The 19,632-nt window shown below is 55.7% G+C and carries 18 protein-coding genes; 8 read left to right on the top strand and 10 right to left on the bottom strand.

The window, feature by feature from the left end; all coding sequences use genetic code 11:
* Positions 1-143: 143 nt before the first annotated feature.
* Positions 144-683 (bottom strand): TetR/AcrR family transcriptional regulator, encoded by a 540-nt coding sequence (locus JTI98_RS18485; protein ID WP_044256387.1) that lies wholly within the window; start codon positions 681-683, stop codon positions 144-146.
* An 81-nt stretch (positions 684-764) separates the two neighbouring features.
* Here JTI98_RS18485 and JTI98_RS18490 point away from each other — a divergent pair, with 81 nt between their 5' ends.
* Positions 765-1,973 (top strand): MFS transporter, encoded by a 1,209-nt coding sequence (locus JTI98_RS18490; RefSeq protein WP_043001242.1) that lies wholly within the window; start codon positions 765-767, stop codon positions 1,971-1,973.
* On the top strand, positions 1,974-2,786 hold the full coding sequence (locus tag JTI98_RS18495) for a Cof-type HAD-IIB family hydrolase (RefSeq protein ID WP_216081639.1): 813 nt from the start codon (positions 1,974-1,976) through the stop codon (positions 2,784-2,786).
* Positions 2,787-2,882: 96 nt separating this feature from the next.
* On the opposite strand, the gene JTI98_RS18500 is transcribed toward JTI98_RS18495, so the two are convergent.
* Complete coding sequence (locus tag JTI98_RS18500) at positions 2,883-4,115, bottom strand: MFS transporter (protein ID WP_043001244.1); 1,233 nt, start codon at positions 4,113-4,115, stop codon at positions 2,883-2,885.
* Positions 4,116-4,409: 294 nt separating this feature from the next.
* Here JTI98_RS18500 and ybjG point away from each other — a divergent pair, with 294 nt between their 5' ends.
* Positions 4,410-5,018 carry an undecaprenyl-diphosphate phosphatase gene (gene ybjG / locus JTI98_RS18505; RefSeq protein ID WP_043001245.1) on the top strand — a complete coding sequence of 203 codons (609 nt, stop codon included), beginning with the start codon at positions 4,410-4,412 and terminating at the stop codon, positions 5,016-5,018.
* A 71-nt stretch (positions 5,019-5,089) separates the two neighbouring features.
* A complete protein-coding gene (gene deoR, locus JTI98_RS18510; protein ID WP_043001246.1) occupies positions 5,090-5,848 on the top strand; it encodes a DNA-binding transcriptional repressor DeoR in 759 nt (252 codons plus the stop codon).
* Positions 5,849-5,896: 48 nt separating this feature from the next.
* Here the strand turns inward: deoR and dacC are convergent, their stop codons facing one another.
* A complete protein-coding gene (gene dacC, locus JTI98_RS18515; RefSeq protein WP_044256495.1) occupies positions 5,897-7,099 on the bottom strand; it encodes a serine-type D-Ala-D-Ala carboxypeptidase in 1,203 nt (400 codons plus the stop codon).
* 247 nt (positions 7,100-7,346) lie between these two features.
* On the opposite strand from dacC, the gene JTI98_RS18520 reads away from it, so the two are divergent.
* Entirely contained in the window at positions 7,347-7,973 is a 627-nt protein-coding gene (locus JTI98_RS18520; RefSeq protein ID WP_044264227.1) for a glutathione S-transferase family protein, read from the top strand.
* Positions 7,974-7,978: 5 nt separating this feature from the next.
* On the opposite strand, the gene JTI98_RS18525 is transcribed toward JTI98_RS18520, so the two are convergent.
* Both JTI98_RS18525 and bssR read right to left on the bottom strand, forming a co-directional pair.
* The gene (locus JTI98_RS18525) at positions 7,979-9,094 is read right to left on the bottom strand and encodes a PQQ-dependent sugar dehydrogenase (protein WP_216081640.1); all 1,116 of its coding nucleotides are present in this window, start codon (positions 9,092-9,094) and stop codon (positions 7,979-7,981) included.
* A 105-nt stretch (positions 9,095-9,199) separates the two neighbouring features.
* On the bottom strand, positions 9,200-9,583 hold the full coding sequence (gene bssR / locus JTI98_RS18530) for a biofilm formation regulator BssR (RefSeq protein WP_043001249.1): 384 nt from the start codon (positions 9,581-9,583) through the stop codon (positions 9,200-9,202).
* Positions 9,584-9,813: 230 nt separating this feature from the next.
* Here bssR and rimO point away from each other — a divergent pair, with 230 nt between their 5' ends.
* Positions 9,814-11,139, top strand: coding sequence for a 30S ribosomal protein S12 methylthiotransferase RimO (gene rimO / locus JTI98_RS18535; protein WP_043001250.1), 1,326 nt, complete (start codon positions 9,814-9,816; stop codon positions 11,137-11,139).
* A gap of 87 nt (positions 11,140-11,226) precedes the next feature.
* On the opposite strand, the gene gsiD is transcribed toward rimO, so the two are convergent.
* From gsiD to iaaA, 5 genes are read right to left on the bottom strand one after another with little or no spacing between them, the layout of a single operon-like run.
* A complete protein-coding gene (gene gsiD / locus JTI98_RS18540) occupies positions 11,227-12,138 on the bottom strand; it encodes a glutathione ABC transporter permease GsiD (RefSeq protein WP_044326543.1) in 912 nt (303 codons plus the stop codon).
* A 2-nt stretch (positions 12,139-12,140) separates the two neighbouring features.
* A complete protein-coding gene (gene gsiC, locus JTI98_RS18545) occupies positions 12,141-13,061 on the bottom strand; it encodes a glutathione ABC transporter permease GsiC (protein ID WP_043001252.1) in 921 nt (306 codons plus the stop codon).
* A gap of 17 nt (positions 13,062-13,078) precedes the next feature.
* The gene (gsiB, locus tag JTI98_RS18550) at positions 13,079-14,617 is read right to left on the bottom strand and encodes a glutathione ABC transporter substrate-binding protein GsiB (RefSeq protein ID WP_216081641.1); all 1,539 of its coding nucleotides are present in this window, start codon (positions 14,615-14,617) and stop codon (positions 13,079-13,081) included.
* 28 nt (positions 14,618-14,645) lie between these two features.
* Positions 14,646-16,517, bottom strand: coding sequence for a glutathione ABC transporter ATP-binding protein GsiA (gene gsiA, locus JTI98_RS18555; protein ID WP_058587844.1), 1,872 nt, complete (start codon positions 16,515-16,517; stop codon positions 14,646-14,648).
* The gene (gene iaaA / locus JTI98_RS18560; RefSeq protein WP_216081642.1) at positions 16,504-17,469 is read right to left on the bottom strand and encodes a beta-aspartyl-peptidase; all 966 of its coding nucleotides are present in this window, start codon (positions 17,467-17,469) and stop codon (positions 16,504-16,506) included. The genes gsiA and iaaA overlap by 14 nt, the downstream gene beginning before the upstream one ends.
* Positions 17,470-17,653: 184 nt before the next feature.
* On the opposite strand from iaaA, the gene moeA reads away from it, so the two are divergent.
* Both moeA and moeB read left to right on the top strand, forming a co-directional pair.
* A complete protein-coding gene (gene moeA, locus JTI98_RS18565; protein WP_058587843.1) occupies positions 17,654-18,889 on the top strand; it encodes a molybdopterin molybdotransferase MoeA in 1,236 nt (411 codons plus the stop codon).
* Positions 18,889-19,632 (top strand): molybdopterin-synthase adenylyltransferase MoeB (gene moeB, locus JTI98_RS18570; protein ID WP_216081643.1); only part of this gene is annotated, 744 nt, incomplete at its 3' end. The genes moeA and moeB, both read left to right, overlap by 1 nt.

Here is a 19,632-nt window from a genome sequence, read left to right on the forward strand (position 1 = left end):
TTTTTTGTTGCCTGCATTTCTCCTCTCCCGTCTTTACCCCCTTCCTCAACCATACTGACTGATGATCGGCATGAAGAGCAGGATCGTGTGGCGCAAGACATTTGTGTCGCCGGGGAGACAACCACTATCACCCTCAACGATGCTCACCCGGCGATGCGTTTAACCATCTGCAGGATCTCTTCGCGCGTCATCGGCGTCCGGTCAGTCACAAAATGCAACGTCATCCCTTCAATAAAAGCGTCCAGCGCCCGGGCGGTAATAGGATCAAACCACTGCTCAAGCGTTCTCTGACTGGTTTGCATCCAGTCCTGCATCACACTTCTTAGCGTCGGCTTACGATTCATCATCGCGTACAGCTGATACATCAGCTCCATATTATGCGGCGTCGTCACTTCTGAACTGTAAATGAGGGTGGTGATCGATTCGCAAGCCATTTCCGGACCGGTCACCCCGGCAAAAAAATCACGATATTGCTGCGCCATATCGCACGTAAAACGCGTGAACGCTTCTTCAATCAACGAGTCCATACCCTCGAAGTAATATGTCATGGATCCCAGTGGAACCCCTGCACAGCTGGCGATTTTACGATGCGTTACAGCACTAATCCCATGCTCAGCAATTGTCTCCAGAGTTGCCTGAAGTATCCTTTCCCGACGCTGCGGATCGTTTGGTCGTCTGCTCATAAATTCCCCTTCTGATTTATGTACAAATGTACACAAACTTGCTAGTGTTGTCGCTATTGTTGTACTTTTGGTGCTTCCCTGATGACATTGACTTCCTCCCGCAAAGCCCTGCAACGCCGTACCTGGGCGCTTTTTATGTTCTTCTTTTTGCCCGGCTTGCTGATGGCCTCCTGGGCCACGCGCACGCCCGCTATTCGTGACACGCTTTCGGTCTCGACGGCGGAAATGGGGGCCGTACTGTTTGGTCTCTCGATTGGTTCGATGAGCGGCATCCTTTGTTCGGCCTGGCTGGTGAAACGATTTGGCACCCGAAAGGTGATTCGCACCACCATGTCCTGCGCAATTGTAGGGATGCTGGTGCTAAGCCTGGCGCTTTGGCTCACCTCCCCGGTGTTGTTCGCGCTGGGTTTAGGTGTATTCGGCGCCAGTTTTGGTTCCGCAGAAGTGGCGATCAATATTGAAGGGGCGGCCGTCGAACGTGAGATGAACAAAACCGTTTTGCCGATGATGCACGGTTTTTACAGCTTCGGCACGCTGGCGGGCGCGGGTATCGGGATGGCACTGACAGCCTTCGGCGTCGCGGCAACCACGCATATTGTACTGGCTTCGCTGGTGGCGATTGCGCCGATTTTTATTGCCATCCAGGCCATTCCTGACGGGACGGGCAAAAACGCCAACGACGGTTCTCATCACCAGGAAAAAGGCGTCCCCTTCTGGCGCGATATTCAGTTGCTGCTGATTGGCGTTGTGGTGCTGGCGATGGCCTTTGCTGAAGGGTCCGCCAACGACTGGTTACCGCTGCTGATGGTCGACGGTCACGGGTTCAGCCCGACTTCCGGCTCGCTGATTTACGCAGGGTTCACGCTCGGGATGACCGTCGGGCGCTTTACCGGTGGCTGGTTTATTGACCGTTACAGTCGTGTGGCGGTGGTTCGCGCCAGCGCCCTGATGGGCGCGCTCGGTATTGGTCTGATTATTTTCGTCGACAGCGCCTGGGTGGCCGGCGTCTCTGTGATACTGTGGGGCCTGGGCGCATCGCTCGGTTTCCCGTTAACCATTTCTGCGGCCAGCGACACGGGGCCGGATGCACCGACACGCGTTAGCGTCGTGGCAACTACCGGCTATCTCGCCTTTCTCGTTGGCCCTCCGCTGCTCGGCTACCTCGGCGAACACTACGGTTTACGTAGCGCCATGCTGGTGGTGCTGGCGCTGGTACTGCTGGCCGCCGTTGTCGCCAGAGCCGTCGCCAAACCAAATTCAACTACGCAAACTGCGATGGAGAAGGGATAAATGGGTATTAAGTTAATTGCAGTCGATATGGATGGCACTTTTCTGAGCGATCAAAAGACCTATAATCGCGAACGTTTTCTTGCACAGTATCAGCAGATGAAAACGCAGGGTATTCGTTTTGCGGTCGCCAGCGGCAATCAGTACTACCAGCTCATCTCTTTCTTTCCTGAGATTGCCCATGAGATCTCCTTTGTCGCCGAAAACGGCGGTTGGGTGGTAAGCGAAGGCCAGGATATCTTTAACGGCGATCTGGCGAAATCCGATTTTACCGCCATCGTCGATCACCTGTTAACCCGCGCCGATGTCGAAATCATCGCCTGCGGTAAGAACAGTGCGTATACCCTGAAAGCGTACAACGACGAGATGAAAGCCACCGCCGGCATGTACTATCACCGCCTCGAATTCGTGGATGATTTCAACAATATCAATGACGTGTTTTTCAAATTTGGCCTGAACATCTCTGATGACCGGATCCCGGAAGTTCAGCAAGCCCTGCACAACGCCATTGGCGATATCATGGTGCCCGTTCATACCGGCTATGGCAGCATCGATCTCATTATCCCCGGCGTACACAAAGCGAACGGGCTGCGCCTGCTCCAGCAGCGTTGGGGAATTGACGATAGTGAAGTCGTGGTGTTTGGGGATGGCGGAAATGATGTTGAAATGCTGCGCCAGGCGGGCTTTAGTTTTGCAATGGAAAATGCGGCAGATACGATTGCGAAGGCCGCGAAATATCGAGCTGGCTCAAACAACAAAGAAGGCGTCCTCGACATCATTGATTGTGTCCTGAAGAACGAAGCGCCATTTAATTAACAACGACTTGCGTTATTCACCAGGCTAAGGTGTTTACACCGCCATCCGACTTTATTGCCTGATGGCGGTGCGCTTAGCGGGCCAACAATGTCGCCATTACCCTTCCCGGGTATTCCCTGCCTGTTTATCTTTAAGGAAGATAAACATCAGCAACAGCCACAGCATGCCGCTCGCCAGATTAAACAGGCTGAACAGCCCATTCCCGCCGAGCAGATAAGCGTGCTTACTCAGTTCAATCCCGACAGTAAAGATCAGCATTTGCAGCATTCCCATCGCCGCAGAGACCGTGCCTTTACTCATGTCGCTGGCGAACAGGGTGAGGCGCACCAGTCCGGCGTTGGCCACACCGATGCCAAAAGCGTAAACGCTCAGACCGGCCGTCATCCACAAATACGCATGGGACGAGACGACGGTGGCCGCCGCGGCGATGAGCAGTCCCAGCACAATCGGCCAGCCGCCCATGATGATGAGCGAACGCACCGTACGCCGAGCGGTCAGGCGCGCCAACATCAGGTTCCCGGCGATCAGCGCGCCAAAAATCGGCACCTGTAGCAGGCCATACTCGTAGCTACTGAGCTGTTCGCCGCTGATGATAATAATCGGTGACTGGGCGATCCAGGCCAGCAACGGCAGGCTGACGAATCCCAGCGCCAGCGCGCCGGCGACAAAGCGCCCGTTTTTCAGCACCAGTCTGTAATCATTACCCAGCGCCTTTAGCGATAGCGGCTCGCCGATCCGCGTGGCGGTCTCCGGCATCGCCCGCTGCAGACCAAAGAACGCAATCGCTGCCAGTGCGGCGAACAGCACAAACATGCCTTCCCACGGCAGGACATGCACCCACGCCGCTCCCACCAGCGGTCCGAGCAGTGGCGCTATCAGCGCGACGTTCGCCATCAGGGCGGTGATTTTAATACACACGGCCTCTTCAAAGGACTCCTGGATAGCCGCGTAGCCCACCGCGCCAATAAAGCACAGACTGATGCCCTGCAAAAAACGCAGCAGGGTAAATTGTTCGATGCTTTGCGCCAGCAGCGTTGCCAGGCAGGTGACAATAAACCACACCACGCCCGCTAACATCACCGGACGACGGCCAATGCGATCCGACAGTGGCCCTAACAGCCATTGCAAAAACATACCGCCGGCCAGATAGGCGGTCATGGAGGTGGGTACCCAATCGATCCCCGCCTGATATTGTTCCACCACCGCCAGCATGCCGGGTTGGATCATATCGTTGCCAATGTAGGTGGAGAATTCGTAGAGCACCAGACAGAGAGGGAAAAGCAGCGCCTGACGTCCAAGACGGGCACCTTGTTGTAAACGGTTTTGCATGCAATCTCTTCGACAATAAAAAATCGCGCAAAGTGTAATGAAAGAGCCTCACCTGAGATAGTGAATTATGCGTGGTAAAAGCAAAATGCGCACATTTTTACCCGCTCATGAAAATCCTTCCCTGGGTTTAAGGTTAGTCTACGTTGACGCGGTTATGCTGAGTGAAAAATCACGAGCGATGTCTGAAACACCTTCTTTTACAGGTAAATAAGACAATCCCTCTTTACCCTGCGGACGGACACTTTTATTCTCGGCCTGCCTGGATTTTCATTAAACGAACTGAGTCTGACTGCTATGCTGGAAAATATTAACTATTCGCTGTTCTACTTTATCAATGCCACGCCGGACTCGGCATCGTGGATGATTTCCCTCGCCATTTTTATCGCCAAAGATCTGATCAACATCGTCCCGCTGTTAGCCATTGTTCTCTGGCTGTGGGGACCGCGTGAACAGGTTTGCGCGCAGCGGCAGTTGATCGTCAAAATGGCGATGGCGCTGGTCGTTAGCCTGCTGGTGTCATGGGTAATGGGACACCTGTTCCCACACGATCGTCCGTTTGCCGATCGCATTGGCTACAATTATCTCCAGCATGCGGCAGATGACTCGTTCCCCAGCGATCACGGCACGGTGATATTTACCTTCGCGCTGGCGTTTTTGTTCTGGCATCGTCTCTGGTCCGGCGTTCTGTTGATGGTGTTGGCCGTCACCATCGCCTGGTCCCGCGTCTATCTTGGCGTGCACTGGCCGCTCGACATGCTCGGCGGACTGCTGGCTGGGATGATCGGCTGCCTGAGCGCGCAGATGATCTGGCAAAAATTCGGTCCGGCCCTCTATCGTGGCCTGCAACACGGTTACCGCATCTGCTTCGCCCTGCCGATTCGTAAAGGCTGGGTACGTGACTAGACGAAGGAAAAAAGAGTAATATTAAGCGCACTGAAAGAGACAGAGCGCTTAATTATTCATCCAGGGGAATTATGGAAACACGTCGCGAAGAGCGTATTGGTCAATTGCTGCAGGCACTGAAACGCAGCGATAAACTCCATCTTAAGGAAGCCGCGACCCTGCTGGGCGTCTCTGAAATGACCATTCGCCGCGACCTGAATAACAACAGTGCGCCGGTAGTGCTGCTCGGTGGCTATATTGTGCTGGAACCCCGCAGCGCCAGCCACTATCTGCTCAGCGATCAAAAATCCCGCTTAGTGGAAGAAAAACGTCGTGCGGCGCAGCTGGCGGCAAGTCTGGTGCAGCCGCATCAGACGCTATTTTTTGACTGCGGTACGACGACGCCGTGGATCATCGAAGCGATCGATAATGACATCCCGTTTACCGCCGTCTGCTATTCCCTGAATACGTTTCTGGCATTGCAGGAAAAACCGCTGTGCCGGGCAATCCTCTCCGGCGGCGAATTTCACGCCAGCAATGCGATTTTCAAACCGCTTGATGCTCAGGAAACCCTGAACAATATCTGTCCGGATATCGCCTTTTATTCCGCTGCCGGCGTTCATATCAGCAAAGGGGCGACCTGTTTTAATCTGGAAGAATTGCCGGTGAAACACTGGGCAATGTCGATGGCGCAACACCACGTACTGGTGGCCGATCACAGCAAATTTGGCAAGGTCCGTCCGGCGCGGATGGGAGATTTAAAACACTTTGACATCGTGGTAAGCGACTGCTGCCCTGACGATGAATTTGTCAGCTTCGCCAAAGCGCAGCGAATTAAGCTTATGTACTAATTGCCGTTTGCCGGACAGGCGTCAGCGCTATCCGGCAATCATCAGGACTTAAGAGAACCAGCTACCGAACCACTGATGAAATTTCATCAGTACGAAATCCCACATCCGGCCAAAGAAGCCGCCCTCTTCTACCGCCTCCATCACGATCAACGGACGCTGTTCAATCGATTTGCCGTTCAACTGGAAGTCAATCGTCCCGACCACCTGGCCCTTTTTCAGCGGCGCGGTGAGCTGCGGTTCCGTCAGCGTAAAGCTGGCTTTCAGGTTTTTCAGTTGACCGCGCGGAATCGTCACAGAACCGGCTTCGCCAGCCCCCAGATTCACCTCACTCTTGTCACCAAACCAGACGCGCTGGGTCACAAAGGTGGCATCCGGTTTGATAGGCGTTACGGTCTCAAAGAAGCGGAACCCCCAGGTCAACAGTTTTTCTGATTCATTAAAGCGGATACGGTCAGTTTTGGTGCCTAATACCACCGAAATCAGACGCATATCGCCCTGGGTGGCCGACGCGACCAGATTGTATCCGGCCCCGGCCGTGGTGCCTGTTTTCATGCCGTCAACGTTCAGGCTGGAGCTCCAGAGCAGACGGTTTCGGTTGGGCTGGCGAATCTTGTTAAAAGTGAACTCTTTTTCTTTATGGATCGCATACTCTTCCGGCACATCGTGGATCAGTGCTTTACCCAGCAGCGCCATATCACGCGCGGTGCTGAACTGGCCCGGCGCATCCAGACCGTGTACCGTCTGGAAGGTGGTGTTCGTCAACCCAAGCTTTTTCGCATAACCATTCATCAGACCGATAAACGACTCCTGGCTCCCTGCGACATAGTCTGCCAGTGCGATACAGGCGTCGTTGCCGGACTGAATAATCACCCCTTTATTGAGATCGGAAACCGCCACCTGATCGCCGGGCTTCAGGAACATGACCGAGGAGCCGCGCAGCGCCGGGTTACCGGTCGCCCACGCGTCTTTGCCTATCGTCACCATGTCGGTCAGTTTAATTTTGCCCGCTTTGAGTGCCTGCCCCACCACATAGCTGGTCATGATTTTCGTCAGACTGGCCGGATCCAGTTTCTCATCGGCATTGCCTTCAGCCAGCACCTTACCGCTGGCGTAATCCATTAAAATCCACGCGCGCGCATCGACGCTCGGCGGTTCAATGGTCTGTTCCGCCGCCATCACCGTCGGCGCAAAGAGAAAGAGAAGGGCTGAACCCGCTGCGAAATTACGAAGGGAAGAAACGTATTGCGTCATAAATGCCACCCGAGTATCCATTCAAAAAATATACGTCATACCACCGTATAATAAGTGCGGTGAGTAATAACGCACTAAGAAGCGTAAGTGAACCGTAAGTTGGTAAAGTTTTTAAAGTTTATGCAATAACCCCCCGCTATGCCGCAACGGAGAGGAATTTTTTGTTGGCTGTTGCGTAAATGTTAGCTTTATCTCACCATGTGGAGTGAACGCAGCCCTGAGGCTGTCCATTTTTTGAGGGGTAATTATGATTACGCTGTGGGGCCGGAATAACTCAACCAACGTCAAAAAAGTATTGTGGACGCTCGAAGAACTGGAATTACCGTTTAATCATATCCTGGCGGGAGGACAGTTTGGCCTGAACCATGATGCCGATTATCTGGCGATGAACCCGAACGGTCTGGTGCCTTTGCTACGTGATGATGAAAACGACCTGCTGCTGTGGGAGTCCAACGCCATCGTGCGTTACCTGGCTGCCCAGTATGGACAAAAACGCCTGTGGGTCGAGTCACCGGCACGTCGGGCTGAAGGCGAAAAATGGATGGACTGGGCGAATCAAACCCTCAGTCCAGCACACCGTGTGGTGCTTTTTGGTTTAGTGAGAACACCGCCGGAACAGCGCGATCACGCCGCTATCGATGCCGGAGCGAAACGCTGCGACGAGCTGTTCGCGATCCTCGACGCGGCGCTGGCCGACCAGTTATGGTTCTCGGGAAAAGCGTTTGGCACCGGTGACATCGCCATCGCGCCGTTTGTCTACAACCTGTTCAACGTGGGACTGACATGGACACCGCGTCCGCATCTTGAGCGCTGGTACCAGCAGCTCAGCGAGCGCCCGGCGTTTCGTAAAACGGTCATGATCCCGGTCAGCTAAGCCGTTCAGGTACGCGGGCTGACTTTAAGCAACTCGCCATCGGACTCGTCGGTTAAGACATACAGATAACCGTCGGGCCCGACGCGTACGTCGCGGATCCGCTGTTTTCGCTCACCCAGAATGCGCCCCTCTTCAGCGACCGTATTGCCATTCACCCTCATCACAATCACATTCTGGTCCTTCAGTGCGCCAATAAACAGTTTCTGCCGCCACTGAGGGAAAGTATCGTGGTCATAAAAGGCCATCCCGCTAACGGCAGGTGATTTCTGCCAGTAGAAAATGGGCTGTTCGGTACCTGCCACCTTTTCGCCCTGCGCTTCCGGGATTTTCAGCCCGCTATAGTTAATGCCCCATGTCGCCAGCGGCCAGCCGTAGTTTTTGCCTTTTTCGGGGATATTGATCTCATCTCCGCCGCGCGGCCCGTGCTCATTGAGCCACAGCGTATCGCTCCACGGATTCATCGCCATCCCCTGCGGATTGCGGATCCCATAAGACCAGATTTCCGGGCGCGCGCCAGGCTGATTAACAAACGGATTGTCCGCCGGGATTTTCCCCTGATCGGTCAGACGCACCACTTTCCCCTGCAGTTTGTTGAGGTCCTGTGCGGTCGGCCGCTGGTTGTTTTCTCCCAGTCCGATGAACAGATGCCCCTTACCGTCAAACACCAGTCGCCCGCCAAAATGATTGCCGGTAGAGAGTTTTGGCATCTGCCGGAAGACCGTCTGGAAGTTTTCCAGCCGCGAAAGGTCGTCGCTGAGTCGACCATAGCCCACCGCGGTTCCTGCTTTTCCCTCTGCATCAGCCTGGGAAAAACTGAGCCAGACGCGCCGGGACTGGCGAAAGTCCGGAGCCAGCGCCACGTCCAGCAGACCGCCCTGCCCGTTTGCCCACACCTTTGGCACCCCAGGCAGCGGGTCAGAAAGCCCTTTTCCTGCCTGCCAGTGGCGCAACTGCCCACCCTTCAGAGTGATCAGCATGCCGTCGTCGCCCGGCAGAAAGGCCAGCGCCCACGGGTGGTCAAGTTTGGTTTGCAGCACCTCAACATTGACCACAGGCGTTTTCGCCTGAGCAAACCAGGGGAAAATTAGCAATGTCATTACTGGGATAAGCGAACGACGCATAACGCCTCCTTGTTGACTCTGGTTAAAGCGTAGTCAGCAAGGAACGTCAGGAAGGCATATTTACAAAAACTTAACGATGAAAGGGGGAGTCGCCTCCCCCTGGAATCAAGCATCTTCAAGCGTGGAATGAGCCTGCAGACTCTGAATGCTCAGCGTTAAGGTTGTCAGGCAGGTATTGAGTTTTTCTGCATTGACGGCAATAAAATTCGGACAGTCGTGGTGTCCGCTCATCAGGCACACCGCCGCAGCGGCGAGTGCGCCTTCGGCATGGTGCAAAGCATCCCACTCTTCCTGATCGAGATGCAGATTCAAGCGCAACGATTTATCGTGCAGCTCTCGGTTCAGTTCGAAAAAGTTCTCACGTAGATGATCATTCTCGCTGACTGACATGTATCCTTTCGCCATCCTTAGCTGCAGATACGCAGCGAGGTCGATCCTGGCATTGATAAGCTTATTCAGCAGATCGGTTCTCAGTCTGTCAACGAACATACTTCGTTCCTCCTCTTCCAGCCATGGTGCAACATAATAGTATGGCTATTTTTTGTACAATGTGATGCCTGAGATCAATAATTCACCCGCCATTAACATAATTTACAAAGTCGCTATAAGCCAATACCGACTTTCCCGCCCTTATCGGGTGAGATAGCAATACAATTTTTGTGCGGAACTCTGTAGAATCCCTGCCCTGAACATTCCAATAACTGAACAATTTTTAAGCTATGAGCAAAGTAACCCACCAGCCGAAAATCGGCTTCGTTTCCCTCGGCTGTCCGAAAAACCTCGTCGATTCGGAACGTATCCTGACTGAACTGCGTACCGAAGGCTACGATGTCGTCCCGAGTTACGACGACGCCGATATGGTGATCGTCAATACCTGCGGTTTTATCGACAGCGCAGTGCAGGAATCACTGGAAGCCATTGGCGAAGCGCTGAACGAAAACGGCAAAGTGATCGTCACCGGCTGTCTGGGCGCGAAAGAAGATCAGATCCGTGAAGTCCATCCGAAAGTGCTGGAAATCACCGGGCCGCATAGCTATGAGCAGGTTCTGGAACATGTTCACCACTACGTGCCGAAACCGAAGCACAATCCGTTCCTGAGCCTGGTGCCGGAACAAGGCGTGAAGCTGACCCCGCGTCATTACGCCTACCTGAAAATTTCTGAAGGCTGCAATCATCGCTGCACCTTCTGCATCATTCCGTCCATGCGCGGCGATCTGGTTAGCCGTCCAATTGGTGATGTGCTGAGCGAAGCAAAGCGTCTGGTCGATGCCGGTGTGAAAGAGATCCTCGTGATTTCTCAGGACACCTCCGCCTATGGCGTGGATGTGAAGCATCGTACCGGGTTCTATAACGGTGAACCGGTGAAAACCAGCATGGTCAGCCTGTGTGAACAACTGTCTAAACTGGGTATCTGGACGCGTCTGCACTATGTCTACCCGTATCCGCACGTTGATGACGTGATCCCGCTGATGGCGGAAGGTAAGATCCTGCCATATCTGGATATCCCGCTTCAGCACGCCAGCCCACGTATTCTCAAGCTGATGAAGCGCCCCGGCTCGGTTGACCGCCAGCTGGCGCGCATCAAACAATGGCGTGAAATCTGTCCGGAGCTGACCCTGCGCTCAACGTTTATTGTTGGCTTTCCGGGTGAAACGGAAGACGATTTCCAGATGCTGCTCGACTTCCTGAAAGAAGCGCGTCTCGACCGCGTAGGCTGTTTCAAATACAGCCCGGTAGAAGGCGCTGGCGCCAATGCGCTGCCGGATCAGGTACCGGAAGAGGTGAAGGAAGAGCGCTGGAACCGCTTTATGCAACTGCAACAGCAGATCTCTGCGGAACGTTTGCAGGAAAAAGTTGGTCGCGAAATTCTGGTGATCGTCGATGAAGTCGACGAAGAAGGCGCGATTGGTCGCAGCATGGCCGACGCCCCGGAAATCGACGGCGCAGTCTATCTGAACGGTGAAACCAACGTGAAGCCGGGCGACGTGATCCGCGTGAAAGTGGAAAACGCCGACGAGTACGACCTGTGGGGCACCCGCGCTTAACTCTTACTGACCCAGCCGGATAAGGCATTTATGCCCCATCCGGCAATGCCTGATAACGACGCCAACGCGTCTTATCAGGCCTGTGGTTCACCCTTTTATCTTCGGGTCCAGCGCGTCGCGCAGGCCATCGCCTAACAGATTAAACGCCAGTACCGTCAGGAAAATCGCCACCGCCGGGAACAGCGCCACATGCGGCGCAATCACCATATCCGCCCGCGCTTCATTCAGCATCGCGCCCCACTCCGGCGTCGGCGGCTGTGCGCCCAGTCCCAGAAACGACAGACTTGCCGCAGAGATGATCGACGTACCAATACGCATGGTAAAAAAGACCACAATCGACGAGACGGTTCCTGGCAGGATATGACTGAAAATAATGGTCGCATCGCTGGCACCAATACTGCGCGCCGATTCGATAAACGTCTGGCGTTTCAGCACCAGCGTGTTGCCGCGCACCAGACGCGCAAATGCCGGGATCGAGAAGATCGCCACCGCGATAATCACGTTGGCAATGCCGCTACCTAATACCGCGACCACAGCAATCGCCAGCAGGATACCCGGAAACGCAAACAGCACGTCGCAGATGCGCATGATGACCCGGTCCCACCAGCCTTCATAGTAACCCGCGAGCAGCCCCAGTACGGTGCCAATAGCCGCGCCAATCAAAACTGCAAATACCCCTGCCGCCAGTGAAATTTGCGCGCCAACCAGCACACGGCTGAAGATATCTCTGCCCAGCGAATCTACGCCGAACCAGTGCATCATCGACGGCCCGTCATTCAGCCTGTCGTAATCGAAATAGTTTTCCGCATCGAACGGCGTCAGCCAGCGGGCGAAGATTGCCACCAGGATCAGCAGCAGCACAAACAGGCCTGCTATCAACGCCACATGCTGACGGCGAAAACGTCGCCAGAATTCGTGCCACGGCGTGCGTACCCGCTCGGGTTTCACCATTGGCATGGCATCTAAAATCGCCTGACGGCGCCAGTTAAGTAAACGCATCCTTACTTGTACCTGATAGCCGGGTTAATGGCGGCATACAGCACATCCACCACTAAGTTGATAAGTATAAATTCCAGTGAGAACAACAGGACTTCCGCCTGAATCACCGGATAATCGCGCATCTCTACGGAGTCCACCAGCAGACGTCCGAGACCGGGCCAGTTGAAGACCTTTTCGACCACGATAGACCCGCCGAGCAAAAAGCCGAACTGTAACCCCATCATGGTGACGACAGGGATCATCGCATTGCGCAGCCCATGCTTGAGCACCACCCAGGTTTCGCTGACCCCTTTCGCCCGGGCGGTACGCATATAGTCTTCACTGAGCACATCGACAAATGAGGCGCGGGTAAAGCGAGCCATCACTGAGGCCACCGCCGCGCCAAGGGTGACAGACGGCAGAATATAGTGCTGCCAGCTATCGGCCCCGACGGTCGGCAACCAGCCTAACTCCACGGAGAACACCTGCATTAACAACATCCCCAGCGCGAACGCCGGAAAGGAGATCCCGGTAACGGCCAGCGTCATGCTGAGGCGATCCGGCCAGCGATTACGCCATACCGCCGCGACAATTCCCGCCGCCATACCGAACAGAACGGCCCAGATCATACTGCTCAACGTCAGCCACAGCGTCGGCATAAACCGACTGGCGATCTCCTCCGAGACCGGCCGACGGGAAACCATCGAGAGGCCAAAATCGCCCTGCAACACGTTAGTCATGTAATGCCAGAACTGGACGTGCAGCGGCCTGTCGAGACCGAGTTGCTGACGAACCAGCTCAATCACCTGCGAGTCGGCTTCCGGCCCGGCAATCAGCCGCGCCGGGTCACCGGGCAACAGGTGAACAAATAAAAACACCAGCACCGCAACAATGAACAGGGTCGGAATCAACCCCAGCAGGCGTTTAAGGATATAGTTAAGCATCCGATTTCCGCTGTGGCTTATTTCAAATCTGCATCATCAAAGCTGAACCCGGTATCTGGCATGATCCAGAAACCGGTCAGTTTGTTACTGTGCGCCGAGACCAGTTTTTCCACCACCAGCGGGATCCACGGCGACTCTTTCCAGACGATATCCTGCGCCGCTTTGTACAGCCGCGCTTTCTCTTGCGGATCGGTCGTTTTCAGCGCGTCGGCGAGGTCAGTGTCAACCTGCGGATTGCTGTAGAACGCGGTGTTAAACAGCGTTGGCGGCCAGTTTTGTGAGGCAAACAGCGGCGACAATGCCCAGTCGGCTTCACCGGTCGACGCCGACCAGCCGGTGTAGAACATTCTCACGCCGCTCTCTTTCTGCCCTTTGCCCTCAACTTCCGACGCGCGCTGACCGGCATCCATCGCCGTCACCTGCACTTTAACCCCCACCTGCGCCAGTTGCTGTTGGGTAAACTGCAACACTTTCTGGGCGGTACTGTGATTGTGCGATGACCATAGCGTGGTGCTAAAACCGTTTGGATAACCCGCTTCTTTCAGCAGTTCACGCGCTTTTGCCGGATCGTAAGGCCAGGGCGTGTAGCTTTGCGCATAAGCAATCGACGGCGGCACCACGCCGGTAGCCGGGGCCGCATAGCCGGCAAACGCCACTTTCACCAGCGCCTGACGGTTGATGGCGTAGTTTAACGCCTCGCGGACTTTCGGGTTGTCGAACGGTTTTTGCGTCACGTTCATGCTGATGTAACGCTGCATGATCGACGGACTGGCGACCAGCTGCAGATTTTTGTTTTTCTCTAACAGCGCCGCCTGCTCGTAGGGGATCGGGAAGGCAAATTGTGCTTCCCCGGTTTGCAGCATCGCCGCACGGGTATTGTTATCGGTGACCGGACGCCAGGTGATGCTATCCAGCTTCGGTAATCCCGGCTGCCAGTAATCGGCAAATTTCTTCACCTTCACAAAATCGGTTTGATTCCAGGTGTCCAGCACATACGGACCAGTGCCGACCGGATGAAAGCCAATCTCTTTGCCGTATTTCGCCAGCGCGGCTGGTGAGATCATCGCCGTTGCCGGGTGCGCCAGAATATTAATAAACGCGGAGAACGGCTGCTTCAGAGTGATTTTTACCGTCGCGTGATCGACAGCCTCTGTTTTGGCGATGTTTTTATACAGGTTATAACGCTTAAGGCTATTGGCGGGATCGCTGGCGCGATCGAGGTTTATTTTCACCGCCTCGGCGTTAAAGTCGGTCCCGTCCTGGAATTTCACCCCCTGACGCAGTTTAAGGGTATACACCAGGCCGTCGTCAGAGACGGTGTAACTTTCTGCCAGCACGTTCTTCAGCTTCATCTCTTTATCAAGGCCAAACAGCCCCTGATAAAACGATTTTGCCACCTGCTGCGATAAGGTGTCATTCGCATCATATGGATCGAGCGTGGTGAAGTTGGACCCCACCGCGACCACTACATCTTTCGCGGCAAACGCCGGGGAGGCTGCCAGCGCGGTCGTCGCGCCTAATGCCAGCAGCCAATGTCGGGCGAGTAATTTTGTCATCTTTTTTCTCCTGAACCCTGCCTGATTGTTATAAACGCAATAGCGCATTTTCTTGTTGTGGACGCGCGACATAATGTCCGGGCCCGACTAACTGCAATGAAACCGGTGCGGGCGCTTCGCCGCGCTGGTAAATGTTGCTGGGCAGATCGTCCGACAGCAGCACCCGCTGCGGGCGGTGATGTCCGGGGTCGGCAACCGGAACCGCCGCCATGAGCTTGCGGGTATACGGATGCTGAGGATCTTCAAACAGCGCAGCGCGTGGGCCGATCTCAACAATCTGCCCCATATGCATCACCGCCACGCGGTGGCTGATCCGTTCAACGACGGCCATATCATGCGAGATGAACAGCCAGGCAATCCCCAGCTCTCGCTGCAAGTCGAGCAGCAGGTTGATAATTTGCCCGCGAATCGACACATCCAGCGCGGAGACCGACTCATCGGCAATAATCACTTTTGGATTGAGCGCCAGCGCGCGGGCAATACAGATCCGCTGGCGCTGTCCGCCGGAAAACTCATGCGGGTAACGCCACGCATGTTCAGGTTTCAACCCGACACGCTCCAGCAGCCACGCCACCCGATCGGCCGCCGCCTTCCCCTGCAACAACCCGTGGACGCGCAGTGGCTCCATGATCGAATAACCCACGGTTTGTCGCGGGTCGAGTGAGGCGTATGGATCCTGAAAAATAAACTGAATATCGCGACGCAATGGCTGCAATTGACTGTCGGACAACGTATCGATTCGCTGACCGTTGAAAATAATCTCGCCGGACTGCGACTCCACCAGGCGCAGTAGCGCACGTCCGGTGGTGGATTTGCCACAGCCTGACTCACCGACCAGCGACAGCGTCTCGCCAGGCCAGAGATCAAAGCTGACATTTTCCACCGCATGCACTTCGCGAGTCACCCGATTAAGGATACCGCTACGTAACGGGAAACGAGTCACCAGATTGCGTACCTGCAAAATGGGCTCTCCCTCGACCACCGTATTTTGATCGACAGGCCGCTCACGCTTTTCCGGCTCGCTCAGAGAGATCAACGGGAAGCGGCGCGGATAAGGGAGACCTTTCATCGCCCCAAGTTGCGGTACCGCCGCTAATAATGACTGCGTGTAAGGATGCTGTGGCGCGCGGAAGATCTGTTCCACAGTGCCGGTCTCCACCCCTTCGCCCTGATACATCACCAGTACACGATCGGCGACATCCGCGACCACGCCCATATCGTGAGTGATGAAAATCACTCCCATCGACATCTCTCGTTGCAGGACTTTGATCAGTTGCAGGATTTGCGCCTGAATCGTGACGTCCAGCGCGGTTGTCGGTTCATCGGCAATCAGCACCGCCGGGCGACACGAGAGCGCCATCGCAATCATTACCCGCTGGCGCATGCCGCCGGATAGCTGATGGGGATAGCGTGAAAGGATCGCTTTCGCCTCCGGAATGCGAACCTGATCGAGCATCCTCTTCGCCTCCGCCATCGCCTCTTCACGTCCCGCCCCCTGATGCAGGCGAATGGACTCGGCTATCTGCTCACCCACGGTAAACACCGGATTGAGCGACGTCATCGGCTCCTGAAAGATCATGGCGATATCGGCGCCACGGACCCGCTGAAGCTGTGACGTACTCTGTTCACCCAACTCAATCACCTCGCGGTTCCGACGACGCAGCAGCATCTGCTCGCACTGCACCTCACCACCAGACTGTTCAATCAGTCGCATCAGCGACAGCGCGGTGACCGATTTTCCTGAACCGGATTCACCGACAATCGCCAGCGTTTCGCCACGCCTGAGACGAAACGACAGGTTCCGCACCGCCTCAGTACGCTGCTGGTCCTGTTGAAAGGCTATATTCAGATTGCTGACGGCCAGCACGTCGCTGGCATCAAGCGCATCACTGTGTGGCAACGGTGTCCCCTTTTTCCCGGTAAATCCCGGTCGTTGGTGTATCCCCGGCATAACCCCAGGCGCGATACATGCCTTCGCAATTAAACGGCAAGGCCACATTCCCCTCATGATCGATGGCGATCAGCCCGCCGCTCCCGCCGAGTGCCGGTAACTTCTCCATCACTACCCGCTCGCAGGCCTCCGATAAGCTCAGCCCGCCGTAATCCATCAACGCCGCAATATCGTAAGCCGCCAGCGCGCGGATAAACACTTCGCCGGTACCGGTGCAGGAGACCGCCACACTGGCATTATTGGCATAACAGCCCGCCCCAACAAGCGGACTGTCGCCGACGCGGCCCGGTAATTTGTTGATCATGCCTCCAGTCGACGTCGCTGCCGCCAGATTGCCATGCTCATCCAGCGCTACCGCGCCCACGGTGCCCATTTTTTTGCCTTCGTCCAGCGGCGCGCCGCTGTGATCCAGCACGGTTTCGCCGCTTGAGCGCGCGACCAGCAGTTGTTGATAACGTTCAGGCGTCGAAAAGAGATCCGCAGACACCAGCGCCATCCCTTCTCCGGCCGCAAATTTTTCAGCGCCTGCGCCAATCATCATGACATGCGGGCTACGCTCCATTACTAGTCTGGCAGCAAGGATCGGGTTACGCAGATGGCTGACGCCCGCCACCGCGCCGGCTTTCAGGGTATTGCCATCCATGATGCAGGCATCCAGCTCATGGGTCTCATCACGGGTATACACCGCGCCGATCCCGGCATTAAACAGCGGACACTCTTCAAGCAGTCGCACGGCTTCAGTGACCACATCCAGCGCGCTTTCTCCCGCTTCCAGCATCTTTTGGCCGACGTCGACAATGTCGGAAAGCGCCTGGATATAGCGTAATTCCTGCTCCTGGCTCATCTGCGCGCGGGTAATCGCCCCTGCACCGCCGTGAATTGCAATGACTGCTTTGCCCATATTTGCCGTCCGTCTTCTACAAATATCAGAATTCTGTAGAGTTATTGATTCGATTTTTGACTATAGAAAGATGCGATTAGCATGTAAAGCATTCACACCCTTCCTAAGTCCGAGGTGGCATACAGTCCCCTCGCATTTTCTGACATAATAGACGGATTCGATTTTGCCCCGCAGGAGTGTTTTCATGGAATTTACCGCCGGACTGATGCCGCTGGAAACGGCGCTTACCGAAATGTTGTCGCGTGTTACCCCGCTCACCGCCGTCGAGACGTTACCGCTGGTGCAGTGCTTTGGCAGAATTCTGGCGACTGACGTGGTTTCGCCGTTGGACGTCCCGGGTTTCGATAATTCGGCGATGGACGGTTACGCGGTACGTCTGGCCGATCTCGCCAACGGACATCCGCTGCCAGTCGCTGGCAAAGCGTTCGCCGGTCAGCCGTTCCAGGGAGAATGGCCTGCGGGCAGCTGTATTCGCATTATGACCGGTGCGCCAGTACCGCCGGGATGTGACGCGGTAGTGATGCAAGAGCAGACTGAACAGACAGACAACGGCGTGCGTTTTACCGCCGACGTTCGCGCCGGGCAAAATATCCGCCGTCGTGGCGAAGACATCGGGCAAAACGCGGTGGTTTTCCCTGCCGGTACGCGTCTGACCACAGGCGAACTGCCGGTACTGGCCTCGCTCGGCATTGCCGACGTCCAGGTGGTGCGTAAAGTGCGCGTTGCGCTGTTCTCGACGGGAGATGAACTGCAACTGCCCGGTCAACCACTCGGCGAAGGTCAGATTTATGATACCAACCGCCTGACGGTGCACCTGATGCTGCAACAGTTGGGTTGCGACGTAATCAATTTAGGCATCATCCGCGATGATCCGCACGCCCTGCGCACGGCGTTTATCGAAGCCGACAGTCAGGCGGATGTGGTGATTAGCTCCGGCGGCGTGTCGGTCGGTGAAGCGGATTACACCAAAACCATTCTTGAAGAGCTGGGCGAAATCGCTTTCTGGAAACTGGCAATCAAGCCGGGCAAACCGTTCGCCTTTGGCAAACTGCGCAACAGCTGGTTCTGCGGTCTGCCGGGCAACCCGGTCTCAGCGGCGCTGACTTTCTACCAGTTGGTTCAGCCGCTGCTGGCGAAACTGAGCGGCAATACGGCCAGCGGATTACCCGCGCGCCAGCGCGTCCGTACCGCTTCGCAACTGAAGAAAACGCCGGGGCGTCTCGATTTCCAGCGCGGTATGCTGCAGCGCACCGCTAACGGTGAACTGGAAGTAAGTACCACAGGCCATCAGGGTTCACATATTTTTAGTTCCTTCAGTCAGGGCAACTGCTTCATTGTGCTGGAGCGCGATCGCGGTAACGTCGAAGTGGGTGAATGGGTGGAAGTCGAACCCTTCAACGCGCTGTTCGGAGGCCTGTGATGGCAGAACTCAGCGATCAGGAGATGCTGCGCTACAACCGGCAGATCATTTTGCGCGGCTTTGACTTTGACGGACAGGAAGCGCTGAAGGAAGCCAAAGTACTGGTAGTGGGCCTCGGTGGGCTGGGCTGTGCGTCCTCGCAGTATCTGGCGAGCGCCGGCGTCGGCCACCTGATGCTGCTCGATTTCGACACCGTGTCGCTGTCAAATCTGCAGCGCCAGACGCTGCACAGCGATGCGACCCTCAACCAGCCGAAAGTGGAGTCGGCGCGTGCCGCGCTAAGCCGAATTAATCCGCACGTCGCGATTACCCCGATTAATGCACTGCTGGACGAGACCGCCCTTCGGGCACTCATCGCCGAACACGATCTGGTGCTGGACTGCACCGATAACGTCGCGATTCGTAACCAGCTCAATGCGGGTTGTTATGCGGCAAAAGTCCCGCTGATTTCTGGCGCGGCGATCCGCATGGAAGGCCAGATCACCGTCTTTACCTACAAAGACGGTGAGCCCTGCTACCGCTGTCTGAGCCGTCTGTTTGGTGAAAATGCATTGACCTGCGTAGAAGCCGGAGTGATGGCGCCGCTGATTGGGGTGATAGGGTCGTTACAGGCAATGGAGGCGATAAAGCTGCTGGCGCAGTATGGTCAGCCCGCGTCAGGGAAAATCGTCATGTACGACGCCATGACCTGCCAGTTCCGCGAAATGAAGCTGATGCGAAATCCGGGCTGCGAGGTGTGTGGG

Origin of the sequence: Citrobacter sp. MGH 55 (assembly GCF_016906145.1) — a bacterium.
In the GTDB taxonomy this organism is placed as follows: Bacteria; Pseudomonadota; Gammaproteobacteria; order Enterobacterales; family Enterobacteriaceae; genus Citrobacter_A; species Citrobacter_A amalonaticus.

What these genes read in the sequence shown, in the direction of transcription:
- gsiD (WP_044326543.1), bottom strand. Translation starts at nt 12,138, where the DNA reads ATGCGTTTACTTAACTGGCGCCGTCAGGCGATTTTAGATGCCATGCCA.
- deoR (WP_043001246.1), top strand. Translation starts at nt 5,090, where the DNA reads ATGGAAACACGTCGCGAAGAGCGTATTGGTCAATTGCTGCAGGCACTG.
- JTI98_RS18490 (WP_043001242.1), top strand. Translation starts at nt 765, where the DNA reads ATGACATTGACTTCCTCCCGCAAAGCCCTGCAACGCCGTACCTGGGCG.
- iaaA (WP_216081642.1), bottom strand. Translation starts at nt 17,469, where the DNA reads ATGGGCAAAGCAGTCATTGCAATTCACGGCGGTGCAGGGGCGATTACC.
- JTI98_RS18520 (WP_044264227.1), top strand. Translation starts at nt 7,347, where the DNA reads ATGATTACGCTGTGGGGCCGGAATAACTCAACCAACGTCAAAAAAGTA.
- gsiB (WP_216081641.1), bottom strand. Translation starts at nt 14,617, where the DNA reads ATGACAAAATTACTCGCCCGACATTGGCTGCTGGCATTAGGCGCGACG.
- JTI98_RS18495 (WP_216081639.1), top strand. Translation starts at nt 1,974, where the DNA reads ATGGGTATTAAGTTAATTGCAGTCGATATGGATGGCACTTTTCTGAGC.
- JTI98_RS18500 (WP_043001244.1), bottom strand. Translation starts at nt 4,115, where the DNA reads ATGCAAAACCGTTTACAACAAGGTGCCCGTCTTGGACGTCAGGCGCTG.
- rimO (WP_043001250.1), top strand. Translation starts at nt 9,814, where the DNA reads ATGAGCAAAGTAACCCACCAGCCGAAAATCGGCTTCGTTTCCCTCGGC.
- JTI98_RS18525 (WP_216081640.1), bottom strand. Translation starts at nt 9,094, where the DNA reads ATGCGTCGTTCGCTTATCCCAGTAATGACATTGCTAATTTTCCCCTGG.
- bssR (WP_043001249.1), bottom strand. Translation starts at nt 9,583, where the DNA reads ATGTTCGTTGACAGACTGAGAACCGATCTGCTGAATAAGCTTATCAAT.
- moeA (WP_058587843.1), top strand. Translation starts at nt 17,654, where the DNA reads ATGGAATTTACCGCCGGACTGATGCCGCTGGAAACGGCGCTTACCGAA.
- gsiC (WP_043001252.1), bottom strand. Translation starts at nt 13,061, where the DNA reads ATGCTTAACTATATCCTTAAACGCCTGCTGGGGTTGATTCCGACCCTG.
- ybjG (WP_043001245.1), top strand. Translation starts at nt 4,410, where the DNA reads ATGCTGGAAAATATTAACTATTCGCTGTTCTACTTTATCAATGCCACG.
- dacC (WP_044256495.1), bottom strand. Translation starts at nt 7,099, where the DNA reads ATGACGCAATACGTTTCTTCCCTTCGTAATTTCGCAGCGGGTTCAGCC.
- JTI98_RS18485 (WP_044256387.1), bottom strand. Translation starts at nt 683, where the DNA reads ATGAGCAGACGACCAAACGATCCGCAGCGTCGGGAAAGGATACTTCAG.